Origin of the sequence: Paenibacillus sp. D2_2 (assembly GCF_031199965.1) — a bacterium.
Lineage (GTDB): Bacteria > Bacillota > Bacilli > Paenibacillales > Paenibacillaceae > Fontibacillus.
Genome location: NZ_CP133605.1, coordinates 2,895,029 through 2,918,675, shown reverse-complemented (window position 1 = coordinate 2,918,675; position 23,647 = coordinate 2,895,029). Strand labels below are relative to the sequence as shown.

Here is a 23,647-nt window from a genome sequence, read left to right as displayed (position 1 = left end):
CATGCGGGGGTGATGATCGCCAAATGCTTAATAAACTTGGACGAACAGGAATTATGCTGACGATGTTATTGATCCTCGGTGGATGTGGGATTCCGGCTACGCCTATAGATATGATTAAGCCCCCTGTATCCACAAACAGCCAGGAACGCGGTACTGTCAGTCATGAGCTAATTAAGTTACTCCCGGATCAAGTGAAATTAATAGTACCTATGCAGAGCGAAGAGGGGCAGGACGTGACTTTCGGAGACATGGATGGAGACGGTATTGATGAAGCTGTGGTTGTGTACGAAGAGAGCAACTCTTCCGGGAAATTACTAAAGGCGGTATTGTTCAAGCAGCAAGACAATAAGTGGCGAATTGTATCTGAAGTTAATGGCTATGGTTACGGTGTGGTGTATGCAGGGTTCTCCGACCTCAATCATGATGGTCTACCCGAGCTTGCTCTTGGCTGGTCACTTGGGGCAGCGGGTAGTGGATTGGATGTCTATGAATTGCATAACGATAAATTAGAACTAGTTGCCAAGAAAGAGTATCGCGGAAAGCTCGATCTTGAATAACGAAATATGCGGCGGATGGAGGTCATTCTAGTTGAGCAGCAAAATTCGAGGCCGCCCAGATTTTTCACTTCTGTTCGTAACCCTTTTTCTTGTAGGATTTGGATTGATCATGATTTTTAGCGCGAGTTCACCAATAGCTCTAATCAAACACAACAGTCCGTGGCATTACGTCATGAAACAAGGCGTTTTTGCGCTCATTGGACTATTTGTGATGCTCATTTTTATGTGTATCCCCTATACTTGGTGGAAAAGGCAACCCCTGTTCTATTAATTTTATCTGTTATTACGCTTGTGCTTGTATTATTTGCAGGAAGCGATATCAACGGCGCAAGGCGTTGGTTTGTACTAAACGGTATTAATTTACAACCTGCTGAGTTCGCGAAGTTAAGCATTATTTTGTACTTGGCAACCTTAATTAGCAGAAAAGGTGAAAATATCCGCAACTTCAGGAGAGGATTGCTTCCGATTCTAGCGGTTGTTGGATTGGTCTTGCTTCTTGTTATGAAACAGCCAGACTTTGGTACGGTATTAATAATGTTCTCTATTGCCTTAACGATCCTTGTTGTCGGTGGTGTTAATCTCCGTCATTTATTCCTGCTTAGTTTGTTACTTATCCCGATGTTTGTCTATCTGGCCGTAAGCCAAAGTTATCGACTGCAGCGGATCACTACTTTCCTGAATCCGATGAGCAACCCTCAGAACTCGGACTACCAGCTTATTCAATCGCTCTATGCATTAGGGCATGGTGGTCTCTCCGGAACGGGTCTTGGTGGAAGTATACAGAAGCTTTTTTATTTACCGGAAGCACACACCGATTTTATTTTTGCTGTAGTTGGCGAAGAATTCGGGTTTATTGGAACCTTCCTGCTCATGTTGGTGTTTTTTGTGTTCATATGGAGGGGCTATACCGCAGCGATTCGCTGTGACGATCCTTTCGGCCTTTTGTTAGGGGTAGGCATCGTTATGATGATCTTTATTCAACTCGTACTGAATATTGGAGGTGTTACTGGTTGTTTGCCGATCACTGGCTTACCGCTACCGTTAATTAGTTATGGCGGTTCCTCACTTATTTTATGCTTAGCTAGCACCGGCATTCTACTGAACATATCAAGATATAACTCTTACCAACGCCAGGAAAAGTCTAAAAATTTAACAAAGTAGGGGTACTACATGTTTATTCAGCAACTAAAGAAGTTAGATAAATTCACGTTATTCACTCTGATGTGTCTGGTCGCCTGCGGTACTATCTCCATATACGGGGCTACCAAGGATACTAATTTAGCTGGTTTGCATATCAGTAATTTAATTATGTTCGCGGCATTTTGTATCCCCATGCTGGCCTTGTTTTGGTTCGATTATAGAATTCTGTTGGGTAGATTACTGTATATTCTTTATGGCCTGGGTATAGCTATGCTTGTTGTAGTTCAGGTATCTGGAGAGAACATTAACGGTGCAACCCGCTGGTTAAACATTGGTCACTTCCAGCTTCAACCATCAGAACTTGTGAAGATATTTACGATTTTGCTCGCTGCTCATCTGTTAGGGAAACGAGCTGGAGAGAAGCTCCGATTAGTTCAAGATCTTATCCCAGTTTGCATCGTCTTTTTGATTCCTATAGCTTTAATTATGAAGCAGCCAGATTTAGGTACCGCGCTTGTATTTATCGGAGTATTAATAAGCATGCTGTGGATGGGTAATATTCGATTACTGTATATGATTGTGTTCCTCAGCACCATGATAGTAACTATTGGTACAGTACTATGGCTTTATAATACGGATCAGGAGTTATTATCCAAATTTGTGGAGCCCCATCAAATGGCAAGAATTCAAACATTTCTTGATCCTGCAAGCGATCCTGACAAATCATGGCATGTCCAAAATGCGATGCGCGCGATCGGTTCGGGAGGCTTAACCGGAAGTGACGGTTATTATATTAAGAAGGGGTTCATTCCTTATGCGTACTCGGATTCGATTTACGTCGTAATCGGAGAAAATTACGGATTTGTTGGATCTGCGGTGCTTCTAATGCTATATTTCATGCTCATTTACCGTATGGTGCAAATTGTTATGGAGAGTAAGGATCTCGCAGGGTCATACATTATCATTGGAATAATAGGGATGTTAGTGTTCCAAATTTTTGTTAATATCGGCATGCTCATTGGATTAGTCCCATTGACGGGTATCTCATTGCCGTTCATTAGCTATGGCGGTAGTTCTCTGATCAGCAATATGATTGCCATCGGGTTGGCATTGAGCGTACGAGCCCATCATGACGAACCAGCCTAATCCAATGAGTCCAGAATCGTTATATCACTGTGTCTGTTCATTAAATTGTCCAACTAACTTAACTTTTTCATAACCTCTTCATCTTCTGTTAAATATAGAATATGATGCAATGCAATATGCCAAAGTATTTACATGCAAAGGTTCGTTATGATTAATGAAAGAAGGTTAGCGGATGAAGGATCTAAAAATGAAACAGACAGGCGATATGATGAATGAACTTCGATTTCACTTAGCATCCAACGAAATGAAGCAGTTTCTATCTGCTTTTTTAAGCTTACACGCTTCTGATCAAGCGGCATTCTTTCTAGAATTAAGTGAGAAAAATCGCGGAAAAGTGCTTCATTCTCTGTATCCGCATGAGTTTGTTGGAGTATTCCAGGAATTTGGTTGGGAAGATCGAAGACTAGCCGTGACGTATCTTGATTCTGAGTATGTCGTTGAAATGCTAAATATGATGGTTCCAGTAGAAGCGGCAGCATTCTTAAAATCTGTGACCCGGCGAAAATCGCTCTCATTGTTGAATGCGATGAACCCGGAAGCAAGGGCACACATTGAGAGGATCATGAAATATCCGGTCAACTCCTCAGGTTCTCTTATGCATACAGAGTTTCTGACTGCAAATATTATAGACACCGTAGATTTAGTCTTGAAAAAGTTAAGTCTAACAAGCGGGGATCATAATTATCATCATCTCTATGTTATCGATGGGGACCGTTGTCTAATCGGAACGGTCTCGATCCATCAGTTACTGCGAGCAGAATCGAACGCTACGATGGAAAAGCTAATGTACTCCAATGTAATTTCTATTCAAGATAAAGCTGATCAGACACAAGCGGCTAACTTGATCAAGAAATACAATCTTCTGGAGCTGCCAGTTACGGATCAAGAGGGGATCATAATCGGTATCATTAAGGTAGATGATGTTATCGAACTAATGGAAGAACGAATGTCACTAAGTATTGAAAGTTTCGCCGCGTTAAAGAGCGGAATATCGCTAGCTTCAGGCACAATTCGACTAGTCAGTCAAAGGTTACCTTGGCTTGTCGGACTGACAGTACTCGGATTTTTGATGACGAAAATTATGGCTCCTTATCTAGCCTCACTGGAACAGTTCACTACACTTGCGTTATTCATTCCCGTCATATTAGGAATGTCTGGAAATAGCGGTATTCAATCATTGTCTGTCGCACTAAGACGAATCAGCATGAGTTCCGTAAGCGGTAAGGACAGCTGGCTTTTACTTGGAAAAGAAACCTGCATCGGTGCGCTGACAGGATTCGTCTGCGGATTGTTCGCATTCGTACTATCCAACCTACTGTTGAATTCTTCACCGATGATTAGTTCGGTCATTGGTTTGGCATTATTCATCGCTATTTTCTTTGGTACGATAACCGGAGCTATTCTTCCTTTGATTGTTAAGCATCTGAGAATTGACCCGGCGATTGCTTCTGGACCGGTATTAACAACATTAACTGACATTGTAGCTTTACTCATTTATTACAGTGTTGCTACTCTTCTTATTCCTCTTGCCACAACCTAACAGGAAGGAGAATAATTAACGTACATGATCCAGATTGATATATTAAAACAGTTGTTACATCATCAAGATACCGAAGCCATTACAAACTATTTTGAAACGTTTAGGCCATATGATTTGGCTGAGTGCATTGAGCAGCTCGAGAATAGGGAACAAGTCGAACTGTTTAACAAATTAGATCCTGTAATGTCTGCTGAGATACTTGAATACTTAGAACCAGTCATGCAATATAGGATTTTGAGTTATTTGGACGAGTCTATGACATCTAAAATACTTAACAATATGTCAAGTGATGTCGTGGTCGATATGATGCTTGCCATCCATCACTACCAAGCCGAGAAGTTGCTCATTTTGCTTCCAGAGGGCTATAACCAGAAGATTCGTACATTGATGACCTTTCCAGAACATACTGCCGGCAGCCTTGCAACGGTAGACTATATTGCCGCACCAAATTCATGGACACTAGAGAAAACTCTGCAGCACATTCGAAATATTGGTCATAAAGCAGAGATTACTTCCTATATATATGTGATTGGGAATAAGGGGAGCTACTTGGAGTAGTTTCACTAAAAAATATCATCTTAAACGATCCCCAAACACTTCTTTCTGAGCTTATAGCGGGAGAAGTGATCTCTGTACCTGCTACCATGGAACAAGAAGAAGCAGCGGAACTGTTATCACGTTATGATCTAGTCGCTCTACCCGTTGTTGATCAGCAAGACCGATTAATTGGTGTGATTTCAGTCGATGACTTAATCGAATGTCATCCATGAAGAAGCGACCGAAGATGTTCAGAAGTTGGGCGGAAGCCAGCCTCTTGATGAACCATATTTTAAATCGTCCGTGTTCCGTTTATATCGAAAACGTATTATTTGGTTATTAATTTTATTTGTAGCAGAAGCTTATACAGGAACTGTCCTGAGGCATTATGAAGAGACGTTATCTGAAGTAATCGCACTGGCATTTTTTATTCCGCTTTTGATTGGAACAGGAGGGAATACCGGAACCCAAACGGTCTCAACTTTGGTTCGGGCACTAGCTGTAGGCGAGGTGCATTTCAGGGACATCTTTAAGGTGATCAGGAAGGAAGTAACTACAGGTTTAATGACAGGCGCTACAATCTCCTTGATTGCTTTCGGCCGTGCTTACATCCTTGGAGTTCATTGGAATGTTGGACTAGTAGTCGCTTTGGCAGCCTTAACGATTGTCCTTTGGGCATCTTTCGTAGCAGCCATTTTACCATTAATTTTGCATAAGCTGAAGGCTGACCCAGCCGTTGTATCGAGTCCTTTTATTACAACTTTAGTGGATGGTACCGGACTTGTCATTTACTTCACACTTGCCAAAATAATACTTCATCTATAGCCAAACTACTACGCTAGATAAAACCTTGTTTAGCGTCTATATTATAATCTAGTATATCTAGTAGCAGTTCGAAACTCGTTCAGAAAAGGGGAGTTGAATGGCTTCGAATGCGGGTTTAAATGCTTTTGAACGTTTTACGAGGAGTTCGGTTTGGCCAGCATATGCCGGCTTTCTTTGGGCGCTAGTTTACGCAGTTTTCGTGCGTTTCTATGAAGCGGCAATCGGCGGAGTGATGGGCGGTTATGGACGGTTTTCCGACACGAGTGCTTTTAGCGTGTCCAGCTATGCAGCAGGTGTTTTGATTATGCTATGTGGTTTTATATTACTGGGGCTTGGCAGGCCATGGGGAAGAATAGTTCCCGGATGGATGCCACTCTTTAGGAGAAAAAGATCCCGCGTCTTCTAGTCTTAGTCCCTACCCTTACATGCGTAGCATTTTTAGTTGCTCACGGTATCACTGGTATTATAACCAAGATACTTTCTTGGCCGGAGCCATTTCGCTGAGGTTGCAAGGGTGGGCTGAGGTCGATATGAACCGTCTTGCGTTATGGGATCTCTTTTTACGAACCATGGTTTCTCATTATGGGTATATTGGCGGGGCTAACTGCTGCACATTACGCCCAAGCTTCCGGCGTGGAGCAGCCTGTGTTTAGGCGGGGGACTGTTCTTTACGTCATATTCGTATTGTTGTTAAGTTCGTTATTTATCTCTGCGATCATTTTTGATTTTTCATTGATTATGAACTTCTAATGCACTTGTAATTAAATACATCGACCAACCCTCAGGGTTCGCTAGATAAGCGAATTCTGAGGGTTTTTTACGTTTTAAGGTTTATGTAAGGTTCGGATTAAAATGCTGTAAGGTTCGGCCGTTATTATTACATTTGTGATTGTTAACTTGTGTATGTAAGGAGACAGACCTAATGAAAACTATTTTGCAAGCTGCAGATGTTACTAAAACGTTTGGTACGAAAGGAAATATATATACGGCTCTGCATGAGATTAACCTGAATATCCGGGAAGGCGAGTTTGTTGGTATTATGGGACCATCCGGTGCGGGGAAATCGACATTACTGAACATTTTCTCGACTATTGATACTCCGACCTCGGGAGAAGTGATCATCGATGGTGAATTGATCGCATGGGCGAATGAAGAAAGCTGTCGGACTTCCGCCGGAATAAGCTCGGGTTTATTTTTCAAGATTATAACCTGCTCGACACACTTACAGTCAAAGAAAATATACTACTTCCGTTAGCTTTATCCAAAGTTCCTCCTGCGGAAATTGAGAGACGTGTAAATGAAATTGCCGATACTTTCGGCATTCGAGATATATTGGATAAATATCCCTACCATATTTCTGGGGGACAGAAACAGCGTACAGCAGCGTCCCGCGCCATTGTAACCAATCCAAGTCTGATTCTGGCGGACGAGCCTACCGGAGCTTTGGATTCCAAATCGGCGACCAGCCTGCTGGAAAGTATGAGCCGCCTAAATGAGACCAACCAATCGACCATTATGATGGTAACGCATGATGCTTATGCGGCCAGCTACTGCAATCGTGTCATCTTTATCAAAGACGGTACGCTGTTTACAGAGATTCACAAGCTGAACTTAGAGCGAAAAACATTTTTCCAAAAAATCTTGGAGGTTCTAGCAGCGCTCGGAGGTGAGCATCATGACGTTGTTTAGCATCGCGCGCAAAAATATCAGGAAAAACTTTACGAATTATTTCTTATATTTTGTATCCATGATTTTCAGTATCGTGATTTACTTTACGTTTGTTTCTTTGAAATACGATACTACGATCCAGTCGGCTTCTGAAGGTTCACCGAAAATCAGTTCCGCCTTCAGTGGAGCGTCGGTTGTACTTATGATATTTGTGGCCATTTTTATCTGGTATTCGAACTCATTTTTCACAAGAAAACGCAAGAAAGAAGTCGGATTGTACTCCTTACTCGGGGTACGTAAAAAGCAGATCGGTCGCATGCTGTTTTATGAAAATTTTCTGATGGGCATATTGGCGCTTATCATCGGGATTACCCTTGGTTCGGTGCTTAGTCAGTTTTTCGTTATGATTCTGATGAAGGTGATGGGGTATGAATTGCTCAACCACTTTACAATTTCTTTATCAGCCGTGATAAACACAGTGATCGTATTTATGATCATTACTCTGATCACCTCATTCCAAGGTTACCGCTTGATCTACCGATTCAAATTAATCGAATTGTTTCGTGCGGATCAGGAGCATGAGCGGGAGCCGAAGGTATCGTGGATCACGGCACTGATCTCGCTGATTCTGATCGGGACTGGTTACTGGCTTGCCCTGCAGAATCTGTTGCAGTCTAAGGTATGGGAGACATTAGGATTTTTGATGACCCCGCTTGTGATTTTGCTTACGGTTATCTTGGGCACTTATTTTCTCTTCAGTACTTTAACCGTCGCATTGTTGAAAATATCCCGGCCCGTAAAAAGAAATACTGGAAAGGGATGAACATGATCGGCACCTCCCAGTTGTTGTATCGGATCAAAGGGAATGCCGCTACGCTGACAATTATTGCGGTACTTAGCGCAACTACATTGACAGCTGTTGGGACGTCGTACAGCTTTTATTACAACAATCGTACTAACGCCGAGTTAGCTAATCCAAATAGCATGATGTTTATCTCCACAGATGAAGGCTCAGTAAAGAAGATTGATGATTTGGTCGCAAAATCAGCGGATCACAAACTTCGTTACCATCAATCTGTACCGGTACTTGAAATGAATGCGGACGTAAGTGGTCTTGAATCTGTCTTTTATGACGGGGAAATGGCCTTTACCATTTTGTCGGAGCATGATTTCAATCAACTGGCCGATGATCAGAACAGAGACGAGAAGCTCTCACTTAAGGGAAATGAAGCGGTTGTGCTGGATCCATCTTATATGGAAGGATTGTCGCCACAATATGTCGGCAAGACCATTACATTAAAGGATAAACAGCAGAAGCAGCAGGTAACCTTCAAGGCAATGCACAAATATAACGTTTTGAACCAACGCCCCGTCTATACGACCATTGTCGTCAGTGACGAGATATTCGGGAAGCTTCAGCCGAAGGCCATAAGCGACACGCTTGAGATCTATAGCATTACAGGTCAAGAGAAAGCTAAAACATTAACTGCGGATATTGAGAAGATTTTACCGGACAATGCGAGATTTTCGAGCTTCTATGACACTTATTCCAAAGGGATGGAAGCGTCTGGACTCATGATATTTATGGGTGGATTTCTGGGACTTGTGTTTCTAGCCGCAACAGGCAGCATCATTTACTTTAAGCAGTTGACGGAAGCGAGTTCTGATAAAGGGCGGTATTTGATTCTGCATAAAATTGGTGTCAACAAAAAGGAGATCCGCAAAACGGTCGCCAAGCAGGTAGGCTTTATATTCGCCCTGCCGCTGATTGCCGGCATCGCCCATTGTACAGTTGCTCTATCGGCATTATCCAACTTGTTGCACACCAACCTGATGATTCCTGTAGTCATTTGCATGGGCGTCTACACTTGCATCTATGTGATTTATTATGTGTTAACCGTCAATGCCTACTATAGAATCGTAACGAATGTTAAGTAATTCTAATTTATATAGAATGGGGAAGAGAAACGATGAAAAAAGGACTTTTAATTGGAACGGGTATCATTTTAGTGGCTTTGATCGGATTTATTGTTTTTATTCAAAATGTCAACATCAACCGCATTGGTGCGGATAGCTATTACGTACAAATTCAGGACAGTGGCAAAGAGATAGAAGGTAAGTCCGATAGTGGGGAAATTTACACTCATTACGAATATACGATGACAGGCTTCGATAAAGACGGAAAGGAAAAAGCGTTCACTTTTACAGCGCAAAAGGATCTGCGCAAGCAAGCTTATCTTCAGGTATACCTGAAGGGCGATGAAGTGAAATCCTACCAGGAAGTGCAAGCAAATGAGCTGCCGGAGAAGGCGAAACAGAAACTTGAAGAAAATGGGGAGTAAGTAGTAGCGGGGATTAATCCGCAAGAATTGTTAGAATTGAAAAGTCGCGAAGGGGGCGGAGCCGATTCTTCCGAAGCATCGGAAGAACGATCCGTAACCGAAGCGATACATAAAAGGGAGAGAATCCAATGAACAAACAAACAACTTTCAAATCCATCACCTTAAAAGCAGTCGCATGCTCTGTGGCTGTAACGTTGGCAGCAAGTCCAGTCGTTACTAGTGTTCACGCACTGGCTGCGCCGGTATCCGTTGCTGGACAATCGGTAAGCGCTGCAGAGGAGCAAACGTCGATTCAATATCAGATCAATGCCCGTTTGGATGAGAAAAACATGCATATCCAGGGCAGTGAAACCGTGACGTTCCGCAATACTACCAAGGATACGCTTCCTGAGCTTGTGTTTCATACTTTTGCCGATGCCAACCGTTCGACAGCGACTCAGACAGAGATGTTCAAACGGACGAATGAAGAAATCTTAAAAGAAAATCCTAAACTTACTCCAGATGACTTTTTGGGCGGCATTGATATGAAAAAAGTAACTGCAAACGGGCAATCCTTAACATATGAGAATAAAAATCAGGCTTTAACCGTTACACTTGGACAGGGACTTAAGCCAGGTGAATCGGTAACCTTACAGCTTGAATTCGATGTTAAGATTCCGTATGGATCTGAGCGGTTATCATATTATAAAGACATCATTAATGGTGCTCATTGGTTCCCGGCCCTGGCAGTTTATGACGAAGCCAACCATCAATGGAACAAAACGCCATACAGCACAACATTTGAAACTGATTATTACACTTCATCGGACTTTGAAGTACATTTCAATGTACCGGACAAGTATCAGGTATTGATGCCGGGAACAATGACTACTCAGCAGGAGAAGGAAGCTGGACGTAAAATTGTATCCACGGTGGCAAACAATACACGGGAATTCGTCTTTTTTGCTAGCCCTAATTATAAGGTGGATAGTGTAACGCGAGACGGACTGACGGTTGAGTATTATTATTTCGACAATGCACCGGATAAGAAAAAAGTCATTGACCAGTACATCGACCAAGCATTCAAAGTAATTCAGTTCTTTAATGAAAAATACGGAAAATATCCTTACCCTGAATTTCGGATTGCCGAGTCGTATGTCGAGGGCGTTGCAGTGGAATTTTCACGCGTGATTCAAATGGGCTTGAAAGGAAGCAATGCAGACGCTGCCCATGACGATGTGTTTGTACATGAAATTGCTCATCAATGGTTCCATTCTCTGATCGGTAACAATTCGGAGACAGAATCGTTCTTGGACGAAGGCTTTGCTGATTTTTCAAAGGTTTATTTTACGGAGAAACAAGGAGATTCAATGAATGGCTTCAAATTACTTCAATATGATGATTCCTCCTTTGACGAACCGATCGCTTCCACTAACAAGGAAGTCGGAGACAATGCGAATCCGGTATACTATGGCAAGGGACGGCAGGCGATCTACCAGCTATACCGTTTGGCCGGCGAGGACAAATTCGATGCATTTATGCAAGAATATTTTAAACGTTATGAATATAAAAATGCGACGATAGCCGGCCTACTTCAGACGATTGAGGATACACTTGGCAAAGAGGCCCGGGATGAAATGGACAAAGCACTTCATGAGCCTAATTTTGTATTGAAACCGGAATTTCAATTGACCGAAGCAGAAAAAACTGAATATATGCGTGAGCAGTTCAAAGAGATGTATCATGCTTCGTTGAACCAGATCACCGGGCTTCCATACGAGACGATGAGTAGAATGATGGAGAAGGTGTATGAAGGTGAACCACTAACTATCGTGGTAAGCGATAAGGTTGGAGCTAAGGCGAAGAAGCAGCAGGAAGCGCTATTGAATCAGTTGGAGGCTACATTATCGTTCACAGGTATTAAACCCACTGTGATTAGAGAACGTCAGGTATTGAAGAAGAAAATGACCAAGGAACTGGCGTTAAGCAATATTATCGTCATCGGTAGCGCCAAAACTAACGGATTTATTCAAGCTCTGAAGCCAGGCATCATTCAAAAATCCAAAAATATCGGTTGGGACTGGAAAAAGATGATGAATAAAAAGAAGGTGCCGGCGCTTATATTATTAAACATCCGTATAATCAAAACCGCTTAATGCTTCATTTCTATTGGAATGGGGATGCACTAACAGACGGAATGGTTGAACCGTTTGGGGAGCAAGCATTGACTGCTTTAAATTTCACATCCGATTATTATCAATATTATGAGATGAACCGGACAGGAAAAGTTACGATGGACAAAAAGACAGAAAATCCAATGGCTAAATTTTTCGCTCAAGAGTAATAAAATAGTTTCCTTAGTTTGTCTTCACTTTGTTATAGTAAATTGCAGGGTGGGACAAAATCACGAGTTATGCGGTTATGGGTTCGGCTGCATAACTCGTATTCCCATTCCGTTGAAAGGAGGTAGAATTTACTTTGTCTTGGGATCAAAAGGTATTACTCGTAGATGATGAGGCAGATATTTTGAGGTTGTTGAAGACTGTTCTTATCAAGGAAGGGATCGATCAGGTATATACTGCTTCGACCGCTGCGGACGGGTGGACGCAATTTCAGGATATACAACCCGACATTGTGATATTGGATATCATGCTTCCGGATGGGGAAGGTTATGATGTCTGCAAAAAAATCCGTAATGTGTCCAATGTTCCGATATTCTTCTTGTCAGCTAAAACCGAGGAGATCGACAAAATTTTAGGATTCGCCATCGGCGGCGATGATTATATCACCAAACCTTTCAGTCCGAAGGAATTAGCTTACCGGATTAAGGCGCGGTTCAGAAGACCGGATGTTTTACAGGTGCAGGAATCGCAGCCACTTATCATTAAGGCGGGTCCTTTCGAGTTGAATGAGGAGAAGATCGAGATCAGGAAAAACGGTGAAGTAATCGAGCTCAAACCGAAGGAGCTTGGTTTGCTGACACATTTGCTTAAGCACCCCAATCAGATTATCAGTAAGGAAAGTCTGGTTGAACGGGTGTGGGGAGAAGAATTTTTCGGTTTTGACAATACTGTTATGGTACATATAAGGCGGCTTCGAGAAAAGATTGAAGAGGACCCTTCCAACCCGCGGTATTTGGTTACAGTGAAGGGGCTCGGTTACAAGCTTTCGGTAGAGGATGAATAGCCGATGAAATGGAAGCTGACAGGGCGATATTTGGTATCCGTTGTTCTGATCGTTGTCATTGTGATCATCATGAATATCCTGGTGTTGATCGGGTTATATATTAGCCAGATGGCAACTAAAGGAAGTCTGTTTTATAGCGGAAATAATACGGCGGAGTCCTTTACTCGTTCCTTTGTGGATGAAATCACCGTATCTCCATCCGGAATTTCCATTACCGACAATGGGAAAGAGCAATTACAAAGTAAGCAAGCATGGATTCAAGTGCTGGACGAGAATGGCAAGCTGCTTTATGGCTACCATGTACCTGAAGGAGCCAAAACGAAATACACGCCCATAGATATCGTCAACGCCTATAAATATCTTGAAAAAGAGACCTTCTCCACCGTATTTGTTGGGGAAAAGACGGAGCCTAATTACCGCTACAGTTATCTGATCGGCTTCAAAGACCGTTATTTGCAGCGATATGTGTTAACTTACGATATCAGAGTAGTTAGACAGATATTCGAAACCGGAACCCTGGTCCTGATTGCGGTTGACGGATTGGTTGCGCTTTGCATCGCCTATATTTTTAGCAAAAAGCTGACCCGGCCGCTTCGTGGGCTGATTGACGGGATCAAACAACTAGCTAATAAAAACTATCGTGTACATTATGAGTCAAAAGGGATTTATAAAGACGTGTTTCATAATGTCAATGTTTTGTCCCAAAATTTACAAGCAGGCGAGCAGGAAAGAAAGAAGCTAGATCAGATGAAGGAAGAGTGGATCGGAAATATTTCGCATGATATCAAGACACCACTAGCTTCCATTCAGGGCTATGCGGAAATGATGAAAGACAAGGATTATCAATTTTCGATTGAAGAGATGAGAGATTACGCGGAGATCATTGAAAGCAAGTCGTTGTATTTACGAGACGTGATCGAAGATTTGAATCTGTCCACCCGTTTGAAAAATAAAAAAATGATGCTTCATAAAAAGAATGTCAACATCGTGGGACTGGTCCGGAACGTTGTTATCGATACATTAAATGATGCGCGATATGCCAACCGGAACATTGATTTTCACTGTAGCCATGAGGTGATCAAAATCGATGTGGATGAAATTCTGATCCGTAGGGCTGTCGGCAATCTCATTTACAACGCAATAGTCCATAATGATGAACAAGTGGCGATTCAGGTTGAGGTTATGAAAAAGGGCCTCGACGTTTGGATCTGTGTCGAAGACAATGGCAAAGGTATTAGGAAAGAAGAGCTTGAACGGATCTTCGACCGGTATTACCGGGGTACCAATACAGGAGAGCTGCACAAGGGTTCAGGGCTCGGCATGGCCATTACCCATAATGTTGTTGAAGTGCACGGAGGAGAGATGAACGTTACAAGCGAACTTCATCAGGGTACGCGATTTGAAATTCGACTACCTATATTGCAAATAGACGATGTCAGTTAATGGCATCGTCTTTAATTTTGTCCTAGGATGAATAGGATTTATGATATACGGAAAATCTACCCTTTGAAGAAAGGGGGATTCTCATGAAAAGATTACGTGAGATTATGACTACAAACTGTGAAACCGTATCACCTGATGATGATATTTACCAAATTGCTGTTAAGATGGACAAAAATAACATTGGTTTTATTCCTGTGGTAGATAACAATAAATTACTCGGTGTGGTAAGCGATCGCGATCTTGTCGTTCGTGGGTATGCTGCCAAGAGACCCGGATCTGCACCTGCGAGAGAAGTGATGACACAGAATATTGTCACTGCCTCGCCGGATACAACCGTTGATGAAGCTGCCGATCTGATGGCAAAGGAAATGATTCGTCGTCTGGCTGTTGTTGAGCAGGGGGAATTGGTTGGTGTTGTAGCGATTGGAGACCTGGCAATGTCAGGTCAATTCGATAGCATCGCAGCAGATGCACTGAGTGAGATTTCTCAACATACGGATGTAATGCATCACTAGAACTTGAAAATCATTGAAAGTAGCTACCTCGGTAGCTGCTTTCTTCTATTCCTGAATAAACTGGACAATTAAATACTATATCAGTCTACTCAAATCAGGACGAATACTATCCATCGCTTTCTTCTTCGTCTCATCCAATACATGCGTATAAATTTGTGTCGTTGAAATATCTTCATGTCCAAGCAATTCTTGAACGGTTCGCAGATCTGTCCCACTACGCAGAAGATCAGTGGCAAAGGAATGTCTTAGCTTGTGTGCTGACAGCTTCATACCTTGCAACTCCGGATACTCGGACTGTAAGGTAGAGAAGGTATTCTCGGCGATCGTCTGCACCATACGCTTGCTAATCCGTCTTCCGAACTGTGAGATGAACATTGCGAACTGATCTTTTTTATTTTTCGGTTCGATTCGTTTGCTTATGTAGTGCTGGAGCAGTTCATTCATCTCGGCAGGGAGGGGGATGTAACGCCATTTCTCGCCCTTGCCGAGTACCCCGAGCTCCGATCGTTCTTTATTGAAATCGTTCATGTTCAAACGCACGATCTCACTGACGCGCAATCCTGCATACGCCATTAAGGCGACAATCGTAACATCACGAACGACATACTTCCCATCGATTAGCTGTATGCAAGCATCGAGGAACGGCTTCTCAAGATAAGTCGGTTTCCGATTCTTATCTACCTTGGCTCTTTCAATATTCAATGCCGGATTATAATTCGTCATTTGAAATTTTACCAGTACTTTATAGAAGAGACGGATTGCCGATTGGCATCGGTTCCGGTATCTTGCTCCCGCTCCAGTCTCGCGGACAAGGGTTAGATGATTCATGACATCGAAATCCGACACCTCGGCTACTTTTTTCCCCTCCAGATTATGAAGAAAATGCATCACATCGAAAGTATATGCTTTCTGTGTCTCCTTGGAATATTCCCGGTCTTTCATATAAATCGAAAATAGCTGTAATTCGCGTTCATATTGCTCGGCAATAGCTGTGTTATCCATCAGAATCACACCCATTTCATCGTTTAAAAGAGAAATTGCATTAAATCTACATTTAATGCAATTAATATTATAGCAGAAATATGGTGAAAATGGGGATATGACAGTGAAAATGGCTAGGTATCGTCACTTCACCGAAATGCTTCATATGTGTTTCTACTAATATAGTAGATGAAATAGAAGAGCGCGGAACTGCAGAGTTTTCTAGTAATGATCTTAGCAGCTTGAAAATTGGCAAAAAAAATTATGAATTAACACTTGAACTTTTTTATAAAAAAATGTATATTGATCTATGCAAATTATTTATACAGTTTAATAATTAATTGTTTATTAATTAAGCTGTTAACTTTCCAATGGTGAAAGAATCTATTCGTTAAGGAGAGGAAGGGTTGGCCATCGATCAAGAAATTTTGGAAGTATCCAATATGTTCAGACTTCTTATGAAAAAAGCTTCACAGGATTGGAACCGAGGTGCATGCAAAATGAATCTCTCTTTTCCTCAGTTTCAAATTCTGTACGGCTTGAACACCCGCGGACCTCTCAAGGTATCTGAATTGGCCGATGCGCTAAATATGACCTCCGCAGCGATTACCGGTTTGGCTGATAAACTGTGTAGCTATAGTTACGTAGAGAGGGAAAGAGCAACAGATGATAGGAGGGTAGTCTATATTAAAATCACCGATGCCTGGCGTTCATGCTATTGATTCGGTCAAAGAAACCTATCGGGAAATGATAGAGAAATTGTTTAACCAACTATCCGAAGAGGATATTCAGCATTTAAAGCGAATCTTCGCTCAGATGCTGGTTAATATAGATAACTAACTTAAATAACTGAGGTGGAAAGAAAGCTATATGGAGCATTTAACACTTAAACGTAAAATTACGATTATGATTGCAGTTATGGCAGCCATGTTCTTCGCAGCCATTAACCAGACGATAACCAGTACAGCGATGCCAAGAATCATCGCTATATTAGACGGGATGGATTACTATACCTGGACAATCAACATCTATTTGTTGACTTCAACCATCGCTACGATTCTAGTTGGGAAATTATCAGACATGTACGGACGGAAGCCGTTCATTCTAATAGGTATATTATTATTTATGATAGGCGCATTTCTAACCTGGTACATCCAATGATGTATTCCAATTCATTACTTATCGTGGTATTCAAGGGATTGGTGCAGGTATCATTCAATCGACAGCCTTTACGGCGGTTGGTGACTTATTCGCTCCGAGAGAGCGCGGTAAATGGATGGGCCTTATGACAGCAGTATTCGGTTTCTCCAGTGTACTTGGACCAACTCTTGGTGGTTACCTGGTTGACCATATCGATTGGCACTGGTTGTTCTGGATCTTCCTTCCACTAGGTGTAGTAGCATTCATTATGATCATGGTTCTATTTCCGAAAGTTGATCGCAAGCCAGGGCAGCACATCGATTACATGGGCTCACTGTTCCTGACGATTGCAATTGTGCCATTGTTGTTAGCATTCTCATGGGCAGGTACAGAATATGCCTGGGGTTCGATTCAAATTCTCGGATTGCTGGCTGTAACGGTTGTGTCAGCAGCTATATTCATTTTTATAGAATCAAAGGTAAAGGAGCCTGTACTGCCGCTACATCTATTCAAGAATAGTGTCGTTACGGTATCTAACCTGATCGGCTTCATCATGAACTTCGGTCTGATGGGCGCGATGATCTATATTTCGTTCTTCGTTCAAGGTGTACTTGGAATATCGCCGACTTATGCCGGGTATGTAACCATCCCGATGTCGCTGTCAATGGTTATCACAAGTGCTGTGACAGGACAGCTCATTGCTAGAACCGGTAAATACAAGCGTTTCGCATTGATCGGGATCCCGGTTATGATTATCGGTATGACCAGGTATGATCTTTATGCATCACATCGCATTTACGATCGCTACGACTATCGTCTTTGGTATTGGTCTTGGTCTCGGTATGCCGGTATTCTCACTTGCGACACAGAATGCCGTTTCTCACAAGGAACTGGGTGTCGTAACTGCTTCGACCCAATTGTTCCGGAATCTTGGCGGTACGATTGGGATTGCAGTAATGGGAACGGTTATGTCGAATAGTCTGACCAAGAATTTGAAGAGTGCCTTTACTTCTTCATCAGCGCCGGATTTCAGTAAGGTCGATCCACAGTTGGCTCAACAGCTGCAAGGATTTGCGAATCCAACGACCTTGATGAATAAACCACTGATTGAAAAGACAATGGCGGAACTTCCTAAGGAAGTACAGCCACTGTTCACGCAAATGATCGATACGATCCGTGATGCGCTGGGTAGCACGCTGTCCACTGTATTCTTCACAGGCGCACTTGTTCTTTGCGCAGCACTCCTGCTTGCATTCTTCTTGAAGGAGCTTCCGCTGCGTACTTCGAACCAAAGCCATAAGGTGGAGGCCCCAGCTGAGCAAGCAGAAGAATTAGTAGTTCAAGCTTAAATAACAAAAATCTCTGTCTCACAAACTTGGGGACAGGGGACAAATTACCTTGCAAGTTAAAAAAACCAGTCGCCAATAGTAAATCGGCAACTGGTTTTTTAGTTTTGGTTGAACTCTCTTAGTACTTTACAAATCTGCACGTTATATTGGCTGTACCATGTTTCTTTTCCTTTTTGTTGTGCTGCTTGGTGTGTTGAATTATCTTTCCAGTTTTGAATAGCTTCTAAGGATTCCCAATAAGAAATTGTAATGCCAAACCCTTCATTATTTCTTATGCTCTCCAATCTAATAAATCCAGGTTGTGTTTTTGCTAGCTCTTCTAACTTGTCAGACATACGTTCATACATTTCTGAATCGTGTTCTGTTCTTTGAGAAGTAAATATAACTGCATAATAGGTATTCATTGCCTTACCTCCTTGAGTTGTTTATATCATTGTAATCGACCAACACTTCAATTAATATCGAAATATGGAATGAAGAAAGGTTGATGAAAATGAGTATAAATCCAAATGTTGCGGAAATTGTCGCCCCTCTAGGTGAGAAATCACGAGCAACAATTCTAATGAGTTTAATGGATGGCCGATTTCATACCGCCAGTGAATTAGCATATATGGCTGCAATAACACCTCAAACAACTAGCTTTCATCTTTCTAAATTAATAGAAGCTAGCCTTGTTCATGTTGAAAAACAAGGACGCCATCGCTATTATCAGCTGGCTAATGAAGAAGTCGCAGGTGTTTTAGAATCTTTTCTTGCGATATCTCCACCTCCAGAAGTGTGCTCGTTAAAACAATCTAATCAAGTAAAATTGCTTCAAGAAGCAAGGACTTGCTATGATCATTTAGCAGGAAAATTAGGAGTCGATTTAACTGAATCCATGTTGAATATGGATTATTTGGAGAAAGATAATAGAAACTTTATAGTAACACCTAAGGGAGAACAGTTCTTTACTGATTTCGGTATTGATTTAGGTCATCTCAAAAGGAAACGTCGTTCATTTTCTCATGCATGTTTGGACTGGAGCGAGCGTCATCATCATCTTGCTGGAGCTTTAGGAAACGAGCTGATGAAGCGATTTTTAGACTTAAGCTGGATCGTTCAAGTTCCATCTATTCGAGCTGTCAAAGTTACGGATCAAGGAAAAGAGGGCTTTAAACAGCATTTCAATGTAAGTATATAGATAAGAAGCTTAACGTTGCTTCTTTCTAAAAATACTAATAAGAGATTTAAAAAGCTTCGTATAAGAAAATAATGGCCGATATTTATAAATAGATTCATATTTCCATGCATCACGATTAGAAAATTTTGGATTTTCAGCTGAATCATTTGGATCAATTGGATTATTATAGTTCATCAAGAATCTCCTTCTGCTAATTATTAGTTTATTGTATATCGAATTTAATTAGTATATGAACATTGTAAATGCTAATTATTTCAGCCATGATCGAAATGTGGAATGCGAATGGTGATAAATGTTACAGGAGATTTGAATAGAGTAATAGATTAAGGATATAATTAGGAAATGCTGTAGAAATATTTATATATAAAGATATGGGGGAGTCGTGTGAGTAGACTTAATAATTTCATCAAGGTGTGCCTTGCTGCCGCGCTGGTGCTCTTAATCGTGTTCCTTTGCTCCAAAGTAGAGTTTCTTTTTACACCGATCAAATCATTATTCAAGATTATTCTGATTCCATTGTTGCTGGCCGGTTTTTCTATTATATGTTGCGCCCACTGGTCGATTATATGGAACGCCATAAGTTCAACCGCTCGTTATCCGTACTACTCATTTATCTGGTCATGGCTGTTCTTATTGTTGGGTTCATTCTCGGCGTATGGCCTTCGTTAAGTAGTCAGGTTACCGCGCTTGTTATGAGCGCACCGGATTATTTGAATAAATTTGGCAAACAGCTTATGGAGCTGGAGCAGAATGGCGTCCTGTCGAAATTTCTGCCTGATGATTTCAGTCCGGCATCAAATCTGACTGAATATTTGAATAAGGGCTTTAATTTCGTAAGTAATTATATGTCGGGGTTGTTCTCATTTTTCTCTAATTTCGCCATCATTCTGTTCACAACTCCGCTCCTGCTGTTCTACATGTTGAAGGAAGGAAACAAGTTCAGTCGTGGCATTGCCCGTTTCTTCCCAAGACGCTATCACAAGGATGTGAAGGAAGTTACTGATGAGATCGATCACGCGCTTAGCGGCTATATTGTTAGCAGAGTGCTTGTAAATGTGGCGCTGGGCATATTGATGTATATCGGCTTTCTAATCCTTGGATTACCGTATGCACTTACGTTGACCGTACTCGCTGTGATTTTGAATTTCATTCCGTTCTTCGGTGCGATTCTGTCTTCGGTTCCGATCGTTATCATCGGTTGGATCGAATCACCATCGATGGCCATCTGGTCGTTAGTGATCATTCTTGTAGCTCAGCAAATTCAGGATAACCTAATATCTCCATTAGTCTTCGGTAAGAAGCTGGATATTCACCCGGTTACGACGATCGTCGTCGTACTTGCTGGCGGCGATTTGTTCGGAATTGTCGGGATGCTGATCATTATTCCTGTGTACATGCTCATCAAGATAGTTGTTGTTAAGATCTATAATCTTTTCTTCAAGAGTCGTTGGGAAGAGGAGGATGATCTTGAGGAAGGCTCTCATGATGATCCAACGGAGGAGAATCATGATGTTATCGAGACTACAGAGGCAGCTCCTGAATCGGAGTAATTAATAAAAACCCGTTCTTTCTTGACGTGCACCCTTTAGAATAGACATTGGAAAAACCCCCTGGGTAAACCGATGAATTCTAGGGGTGTATTTTTGTGTCAAACAAAGGGAAAAAGTTTAAATCATATTCTGAAGAAACCAAAATAGAAGCGATTCGATTACATGTTGAGGAGAAATGGACCTATCGACAGATAACCGAGCATCTTGAAATTCAAGATAAAGACAGAGTGAAAAGGTGGATGAGGAAATACCGTGAGCAAGGGGAGTTTGGTCTGCTGGATCAACGAGGAAGACGCAAAGAATATGTGGATCAGAATCGGTATGTTCAACAATTAGAACGGGAGAATCTTATGCTAAAAAAGTGTTTGAAAATCTGGATGCGGGAGGTACGAAAGAGAAGTTTTCTATAATCAAAGAATTAGCCGATGGATCAAATGTTTATGCACTATGTAAGTTATTGAAAGTCTCAAGAAGTGGATATTATGCCTATCTGAAGCGAGGAGAAACAGATCGGGATGAGTCTTGCAAAGCCTTGATCCAAGCCGTATATGATCGATATGAAGGCAAGTACGGATACCGGCAGATCCAATTATTTCTGCTCCAAGACCATCAGGTGTGGTGGAATCACAAGAAAGTATTGCGTCTTATGCAAGCCTTGGAATTACAAGCTAAAATACGTCGTAAGCGGCGTTATAACTATTCCTCCTCTGTTGGTGGACGCTTTGCAGATAACCTCTTGAGTCGTAATTTCAAGGCGGATGAGCCCAATCAAAAATGGGTAACAGATGTGACCCAATTCCGAGTTTTGGACACCTGGGTTTACCTTTCGGCAATCAAAGACTTGTTTAATAACGAAATTGTAGCCTACCATATGAGTTTGCGAAATGATAACGAGCTGGTCTTACAGACATTCAGAAATGCCTTTGAAAAGACTAAGGACGTGTCTGGATTGATCGTTCACAGCGACCAAGGGTTCCAGTACACGTCCTATGCTTACCACGACATGCTGCCACAGGTTGGCGCCCAAATCAGCATGTCTCGCAGAGGCAATTGTTATGACAATGCCTCGATGGAGAGCTTCTTCTCACATCTAAAGACGGAAGGACTCTATCCCTATGATATCCGAACTTTGGATGAGGTACAAAGGAGAATTGAGACATATATCCAGTTTTATAACCATAATCGACCACAAAGAAAACTAAACAAGCTGACGCCAGTACAGTACCGACGCCAGCTCGTGGCCTAAGGGCTTTTTCAATGTCTACAAAATAGGGGCTTGACCATCTACAAAAGGTAGAGAGAACGGGTTTTATTTTACTATGAGTTTCTTCAATTCATAGAACTGCAATAGTAGAGAGTCTAAACTTGGTTAGGGATATCTACACTTGGCTCCACATCGGCTTCATAATCAACACCATCAGTATTGAAGCCGAACAGTTGGAAGAAGTCTTGTTGGTAACCGGCTGAAATCAGACAATTCGTTGACGTTGTCCGTCTCAACCGCTGCCCAGCGCTTCATAACTTCTGCCTGGATATCTTCACGCATTTCCCAGTCGTCAATGCGGATCAAACAATTTGTATCTTTGGCGTTCTCGTTATATAGGTGTTCTGAGAAAAGACGGTACATTTGCTGGATGCAATTCTCATGCAATCCGTTCTCCTTCATTACTTTGTACAAGGCGGAGATGTAAAGTGGCACAACTGGAATCGCCGAGCTGGATTGGGTTACGAGTGCCTTGTTCACCGATACGAAAGCCCGTCCACCCTTATCTGAGAGAAGTGCCTGCAATTGATGTGCCGTCTGCTCCAGATCGTTCTTGGCTTTGCCGATCGTACCTTCGCGATAAATCGGATGAGTGATCTCAGGACCGATATAGGAGTAAGCTACTGTTGTTGCTCCTTCGGCCAGTACGCCTGCTTCCAGAAGCTGCTCGATCCACATCTTCCAGTCTTCACCACCCATAACGGCGATTGTCTGGGTTACTTCCTCTTCTGAAGCCGGTTCGATGGTTGTCATCGATACTTCACCGGTGTGGAAGTTCATCGTCTTATTGGAGTATGCTTCTCCGATTGGCTTGATAACGGAAGAGAAGGTTTCTCCAGTGACTGGATGGGTACGTCGCGGCGATGCTACGCTATATACGACCAAATCAACTTGGCCGAACTCGGACTTGATCAGATCAATCGTCTTCGTCTTGATCTCGTTAGAGAAGGCGTCGCCTACGATGCTGAAGGATTTCAGGCCTTGGCTTTGTGCAGCCTGTTCAAAGGCCGCGGAATTGTACCAGCCAGCGCTAGCTGTACGCGTACCTTCAGCACCACGGTCAAAGAATACACCAATTGTATTCGCACCAGCGCCAAATGCGGCAGCGATCCGCGAAGCAAGTCCGTACCCGGTTGATGCACCTACGACGAGGACATTGACAGGGCCTTGAATTTTCTTCTGAGCTTTCACATATTCGATCTGTTGTTCGATTTGCTTCGCACACCCCTCCGGATGGGCCGTTGTACAAATAAAACCACGAGTCTTGGGCTTAATGATCATAAAGAGATTTCTCCTTTACTATGT

17 protein-coding genes and 6 pseudogenes are annotated in these 23,647 nt (G+C 42.3%); 20 read left to right on the top strand and 3 right to left on the bottom strand.

The annotated features are described in order from the left end of the window. The first annotated feature begins 23 nt into the window (after positions 1–23). From RE628_RS14845 to RE628_RS14765, 13 genes and pseudogenes are all read left to right on the top strand, one after another. Complete coding sequence (locus tag RE628_RS14845) at positions 24–557, top strand: FG-GAP repeat domain-containing protein (protein ID WP_309153832.1); 534 nt, start codon at positions 24–26, stop codon at positions 555–557. A 109-nt stretch (positions 558–666) separates the two neighbouring features. Beyond that, positions 667–1,718 (top strand): annotated as a pseudogene (gene ftsW / locus RE628_RS14835) (putative lipid II flippase FtsW). 9 nt (positions 1,719–1,727) lie between these two features. Next, a complete protein-coding gene (locus RE628_RS14830) occupies positions 1,728–2,843 on the top strand; it encodes an FtsW/RodA/SpoVE family cell cycle protein (RefSeq protein WP_309153830.1) in 1,116 nt (371 codons plus the stop codon). A 172-nt stretch (positions 2,844–3,015) separates the two neighbouring features. Continuing rightward, positions 3,016–4,383 (top strand): magnesium transporter, encoded by a 1,368-nt coding sequence (mgtE, locus tag RE628_RS14825; RefSeq protein ID WP_309153829.1) that lies wholly within the window; start codon positions 3,016–3,018, stop codon positions 4,381–4,383. A gap of 24 nt (positions 4,384–4,407) precedes the next feature. Further along, positions 4,408–5,745, top strand: a pseudogene (gene mgtE, locus RE628_RS29665) (magnesium transporter). A 922-nt stretch (positions 5,746–6,667) separates the two neighbouring features. Beyond that, positions 6,668–7,434, top strand: a pseudogene (locus RE628_RS14805) (ABC transporter ATP-binding protein). After that, positions 7,421–9,351 (top strand): annotated as a pseudogene (locus tag RE628_RS29660) (ABC transporter permease). Before RE628_RS14805 ends, RE628_RS29660 begins: the two co-directional pseudogenes overlap by 14 nt. 32 nt (positions 9,352–9,383) lie before the next feature. After that, a complete protein-coding gene (locus RE628_RS14790) occupies positions 9,384–9,755 on the top strand; it encodes a YxeA family protein (RefSeq protein ID WP_309153823.1) in 372 nt (123 codons plus the stop codon). Positions 9,756–9,883: 128 nt separating this feature from the next. Continuing rightward, positions 9,884–11,890 carry a M1 family metallopeptidase gene (locus RE628_RS14785; RefSeq protein ID WP_309153822.1) on the top strand — a complete coding sequence of 669 codons (2,007 nt, stop codon included), beginning with the start codon at positions 9,884–9,886 and terminating at the stop codon, positions 11,888–11,890. Continuing rightward, complete coding sequence (locus RE628_RS14780; RefSeq protein ID WP_309153821.1) at positions 11,890–12,078, top strand: hypothetical protein; 189 nt, start codon at positions 11,890–11,892, stop codon at positions 12,076–12,078. Before RE628_RS14785 ends, RE628_RS14780 begins: the two co-directional genes overlap by 1 nt. Before the next feature lie 134 nt (positions 12,079–12,212). Next, positions 12,213–12,920, top strand: a complete 708-nt coding sequence (locus RE628_RS14775) for a response regulator transcription factor (RefSeq protein ID WP_309153820.1) — start codon at positions 12,213–12,215, stop codon at positions 12,918–12,920. Between the two features lie 3 nt (positions 12,921–12,923). Beyond that, positions 12,924–14,363, top strand: a complete 1,440-nt coding sequence (locus tag RE628_RS14770; protein WP_309153819.1) for a sensor histidine kinase — start codon at positions 12,924–12,926, stop codon at positions 14,361–14,363. Between the two features lie 83 nt (positions 14,364–14,446). Beyond that, positions 14,447–14,878 carry a CBS domain-containing protein gene (locus RE628_RS14765; RefSeq protein ID WP_309153818.1) on the top strand — a complete coding sequence of 144 codons (432 nt, stop codon included), beginning with the start codon at positions 14,447–14,449 and terminating at the stop codon, positions 14,876–14,878. A 75-nt stretch (positions 14,879–14,953) separates the two neighbouring features. On the opposite strand, the gene RE628_RS14760 is transcribed toward RE628_RS14765, so the two are convergent. After that, entirely contained in the window at positions 14,954–15,880 is a 927-nt protein-coding gene (locus RE628_RS14760) for a tyrosine-type recombinase/integrase (RefSeq protein WP_309153817.1), read from the bottom strand. A 386-nt stretch (positions 15,881–16,266) separates the two neighbouring features. Here RE628_RS14760 and RE628_RS14755 point away from each other — a divergent pair, with 386 nt between their 5' ends. The 3 genes and pseudogenes from RE628_RS14755 (at position 16,267) to RE628_RS14745 (ending at position 18,348) form a co-directional block, all read left to right on the top strand. After that, the gene (locus tag RE628_RS14755; RefSeq protein ID WP_309153816.1) at positions 16,267–16,581 is read left to right on the top strand and encodes a MarR family winged helix-turn-helix transcriptional regulator; all 315 of its coding nucleotides are present in this window, start codon (positions 16,267–16,269) and stop codon (positions 16,579–16,581) included. Further along, positions 16,559–16,699 carry a hypothetical protein gene (locus tag RE628_RS14750; RefSeq protein ID WP_309153815.1) on the top strand — a complete coding sequence of 47 codons (141 nt, stop codon included), beginning with the start codon at positions 16,559–16,561 and terminating at the stop codon, positions 16,697–16,699. Before RE628_RS14755 ends, RE628_RS14750 begins: the two co-directional genes overlap by 23 nt. A gap of 30 nt (positions 16,700–16,729) precedes the next feature. After that, positions 16,730–18,348: pseudogene (locus tag RE628_RS14745) on the top strand (MFS transporter). 98 nt (positions 18,349–18,446) lie between these two features. Here the strand turns inward: RE628_RS14745 and RE628_RS14740 are convergent. Next, positions 18,447–18,752, bottom strand: coding sequence for an antibiotic biosynthesis monooxygenase family protein (locus RE628_RS14740; protein ID WP_309153814.1), 306 nt, complete (start codon positions 18,750–18,752; stop codon positions 18,447–18,449). Between the two features lie 89 nt (positions 18,753–18,841). Here RE628_RS14740 and RE628_RS14735 point away from each other — a divergent pair, with 89 nt between their 5' ends. The 4 genes from RE628_RS14735 to RE628_RS14720 all read left to right on the top strand — a co-directional run bounded on the left by RE628_RS14735 (position 18,842) and on the right by RE628_RS14720 (position 22,324). Further along, positions 18,842–19,528 carry an ArsR/SmtB family transcription factor gene (locus RE628_RS14735; protein ID WP_309153813.1) on the top strand — a complete coding sequence of 229 codons (687 nt, stop codon included), beginning with the start codon at positions 18,842–18,844 and terminating at the stop codon, positions 19,526–19,528. A 452-nt stretch (positions 19,529–19,980) separates the two neighbouring features. Next, positions 19,981–21,078 carry an AI-2E family transporter gene (locus RE628_RS14730; protein WP_309153812.1) on the top strand — a complete coding sequence of 366 codons (1,098 nt, stop codon included), beginning with the start codon at positions 19,981–19,983 and terminating at the stop codon, positions 21,076–21,078. A gap of 95 nt (positions 21,079–21,173) precedes the next feature. After that, positions 21,174–21,488 (top strand): helix-turn-helix domain-containing protein, encoded by a 315-nt coding sequence (locus tag RE628_RS14725; protein ID WP_309153811.1) that lies wholly within the window; start codon positions 21,174–21,176, stop codon positions 21,486–21,488. Continuing rightward, entirely contained in the window at positions 21,440–22,324 is an 885-nt protein-coding gene (locus tag RE628_RS14720) for an IS3 family transposase (RefSeq protein ID WP_309153810.1), read from the top strand. The genes RE628_RS14725 and RE628_RS14720 overlap by 49 nt, the downstream gene beginning before the upstream one ends. A gap of 113 nt (positions 22,325–22,437) precedes the next feature. Here the strand turns inward: RE628_RS14720 and fabV are convergent. Further along, positions 22,438–23,623: pseudogene (fabV, locus tag RE628_RS14715) on the bottom strand (enoyl-ACP reductase FabV). Positions 23,624–23,647 lie beyond the last annotated feature (24 nt).

Bases quoted from the DNA above. Each gene is read 5' to 3' on its own strand.
- RE628_RS14780 (WP_309153821.1), top strand. From the start codon at position 11,890: ATGCTTCATTTCTATTGGAATGGGGATGCACTAACAGACGGAATGGTT.
- RE628_RS14790 (WP_309153823.1), top strand. From the start codon at position 9,384: ATGAAAAAAGGACTTTTAATTGGAACGGGTATCATTTTAGTGGCTTTG.
- RE628_RS14830 (WP_309153830.1), top strand. From the start codon at position 1,728: ATGTTTATTCAGCAACTAAAGAAGTTAGATAAATTCACGTTATTCACT.
- mgtE (WP_309153829.1), top strand. From the start codon at position 3,016: ATGAAGGATCTAAAAATGAAACAGACAGGCGATATGATGAATGAACTT.
- RE628_RS14750 (WP_309153815.1), top strand. From the start codon at position 16,559: ATGCCTGGCGTTCATGCTATTGATTCGGTCAAAGAAACCTATCGGGAA.
- RE628_RS14770 (WP_309153819.1), top strand. From the start codon at position 12,924: ATGAAATGGAAGCTGACAGGGCGATATTTGGTATCCGTTGTTCTGATC.
- RE628_RS14765 (WP_309153818.1), top strand. From the start codon at position 14,447: ATGAAAAGATTACGTGAGATTATGACTACAAACTGTGAAACCGTATCA.
- RE628_RS14845 (WP_309153832.1), top strand. From the start codon at position 24: ATGCTTAATAAACTTGGACGAACAGGAATTATGCTGACGATGTTATTG.
- RE628_RS14735 (WP_309153813.1), top strand. From the start codon at position 18,842: ATGAGTATAAATCCAAATGTTGCGGAAATTGTCGCCCCTCTAGGTGAG.
- RE628_RS14760 (WP_309153817.1), bottom strand. From the start codon at position 15,880: ATGGATAACACAGCTATTGCCGAGCAATATGAACGCGAATTACAGCTA.
- RE628_RS14785 (WP_309153822.1), top strand. From the start codon at position 9,884: ATGAACAAACAAACAACTTTCAAATCCATCACCTTAAAAGCAGTCGCA.
- RE628_RS14740 (WP_309153814.1), bottom strand. From the start codon at position 18,752: ATGAATACCTATTATGCAGTTATATTTACTTCTCAAAGAACAGAACAC.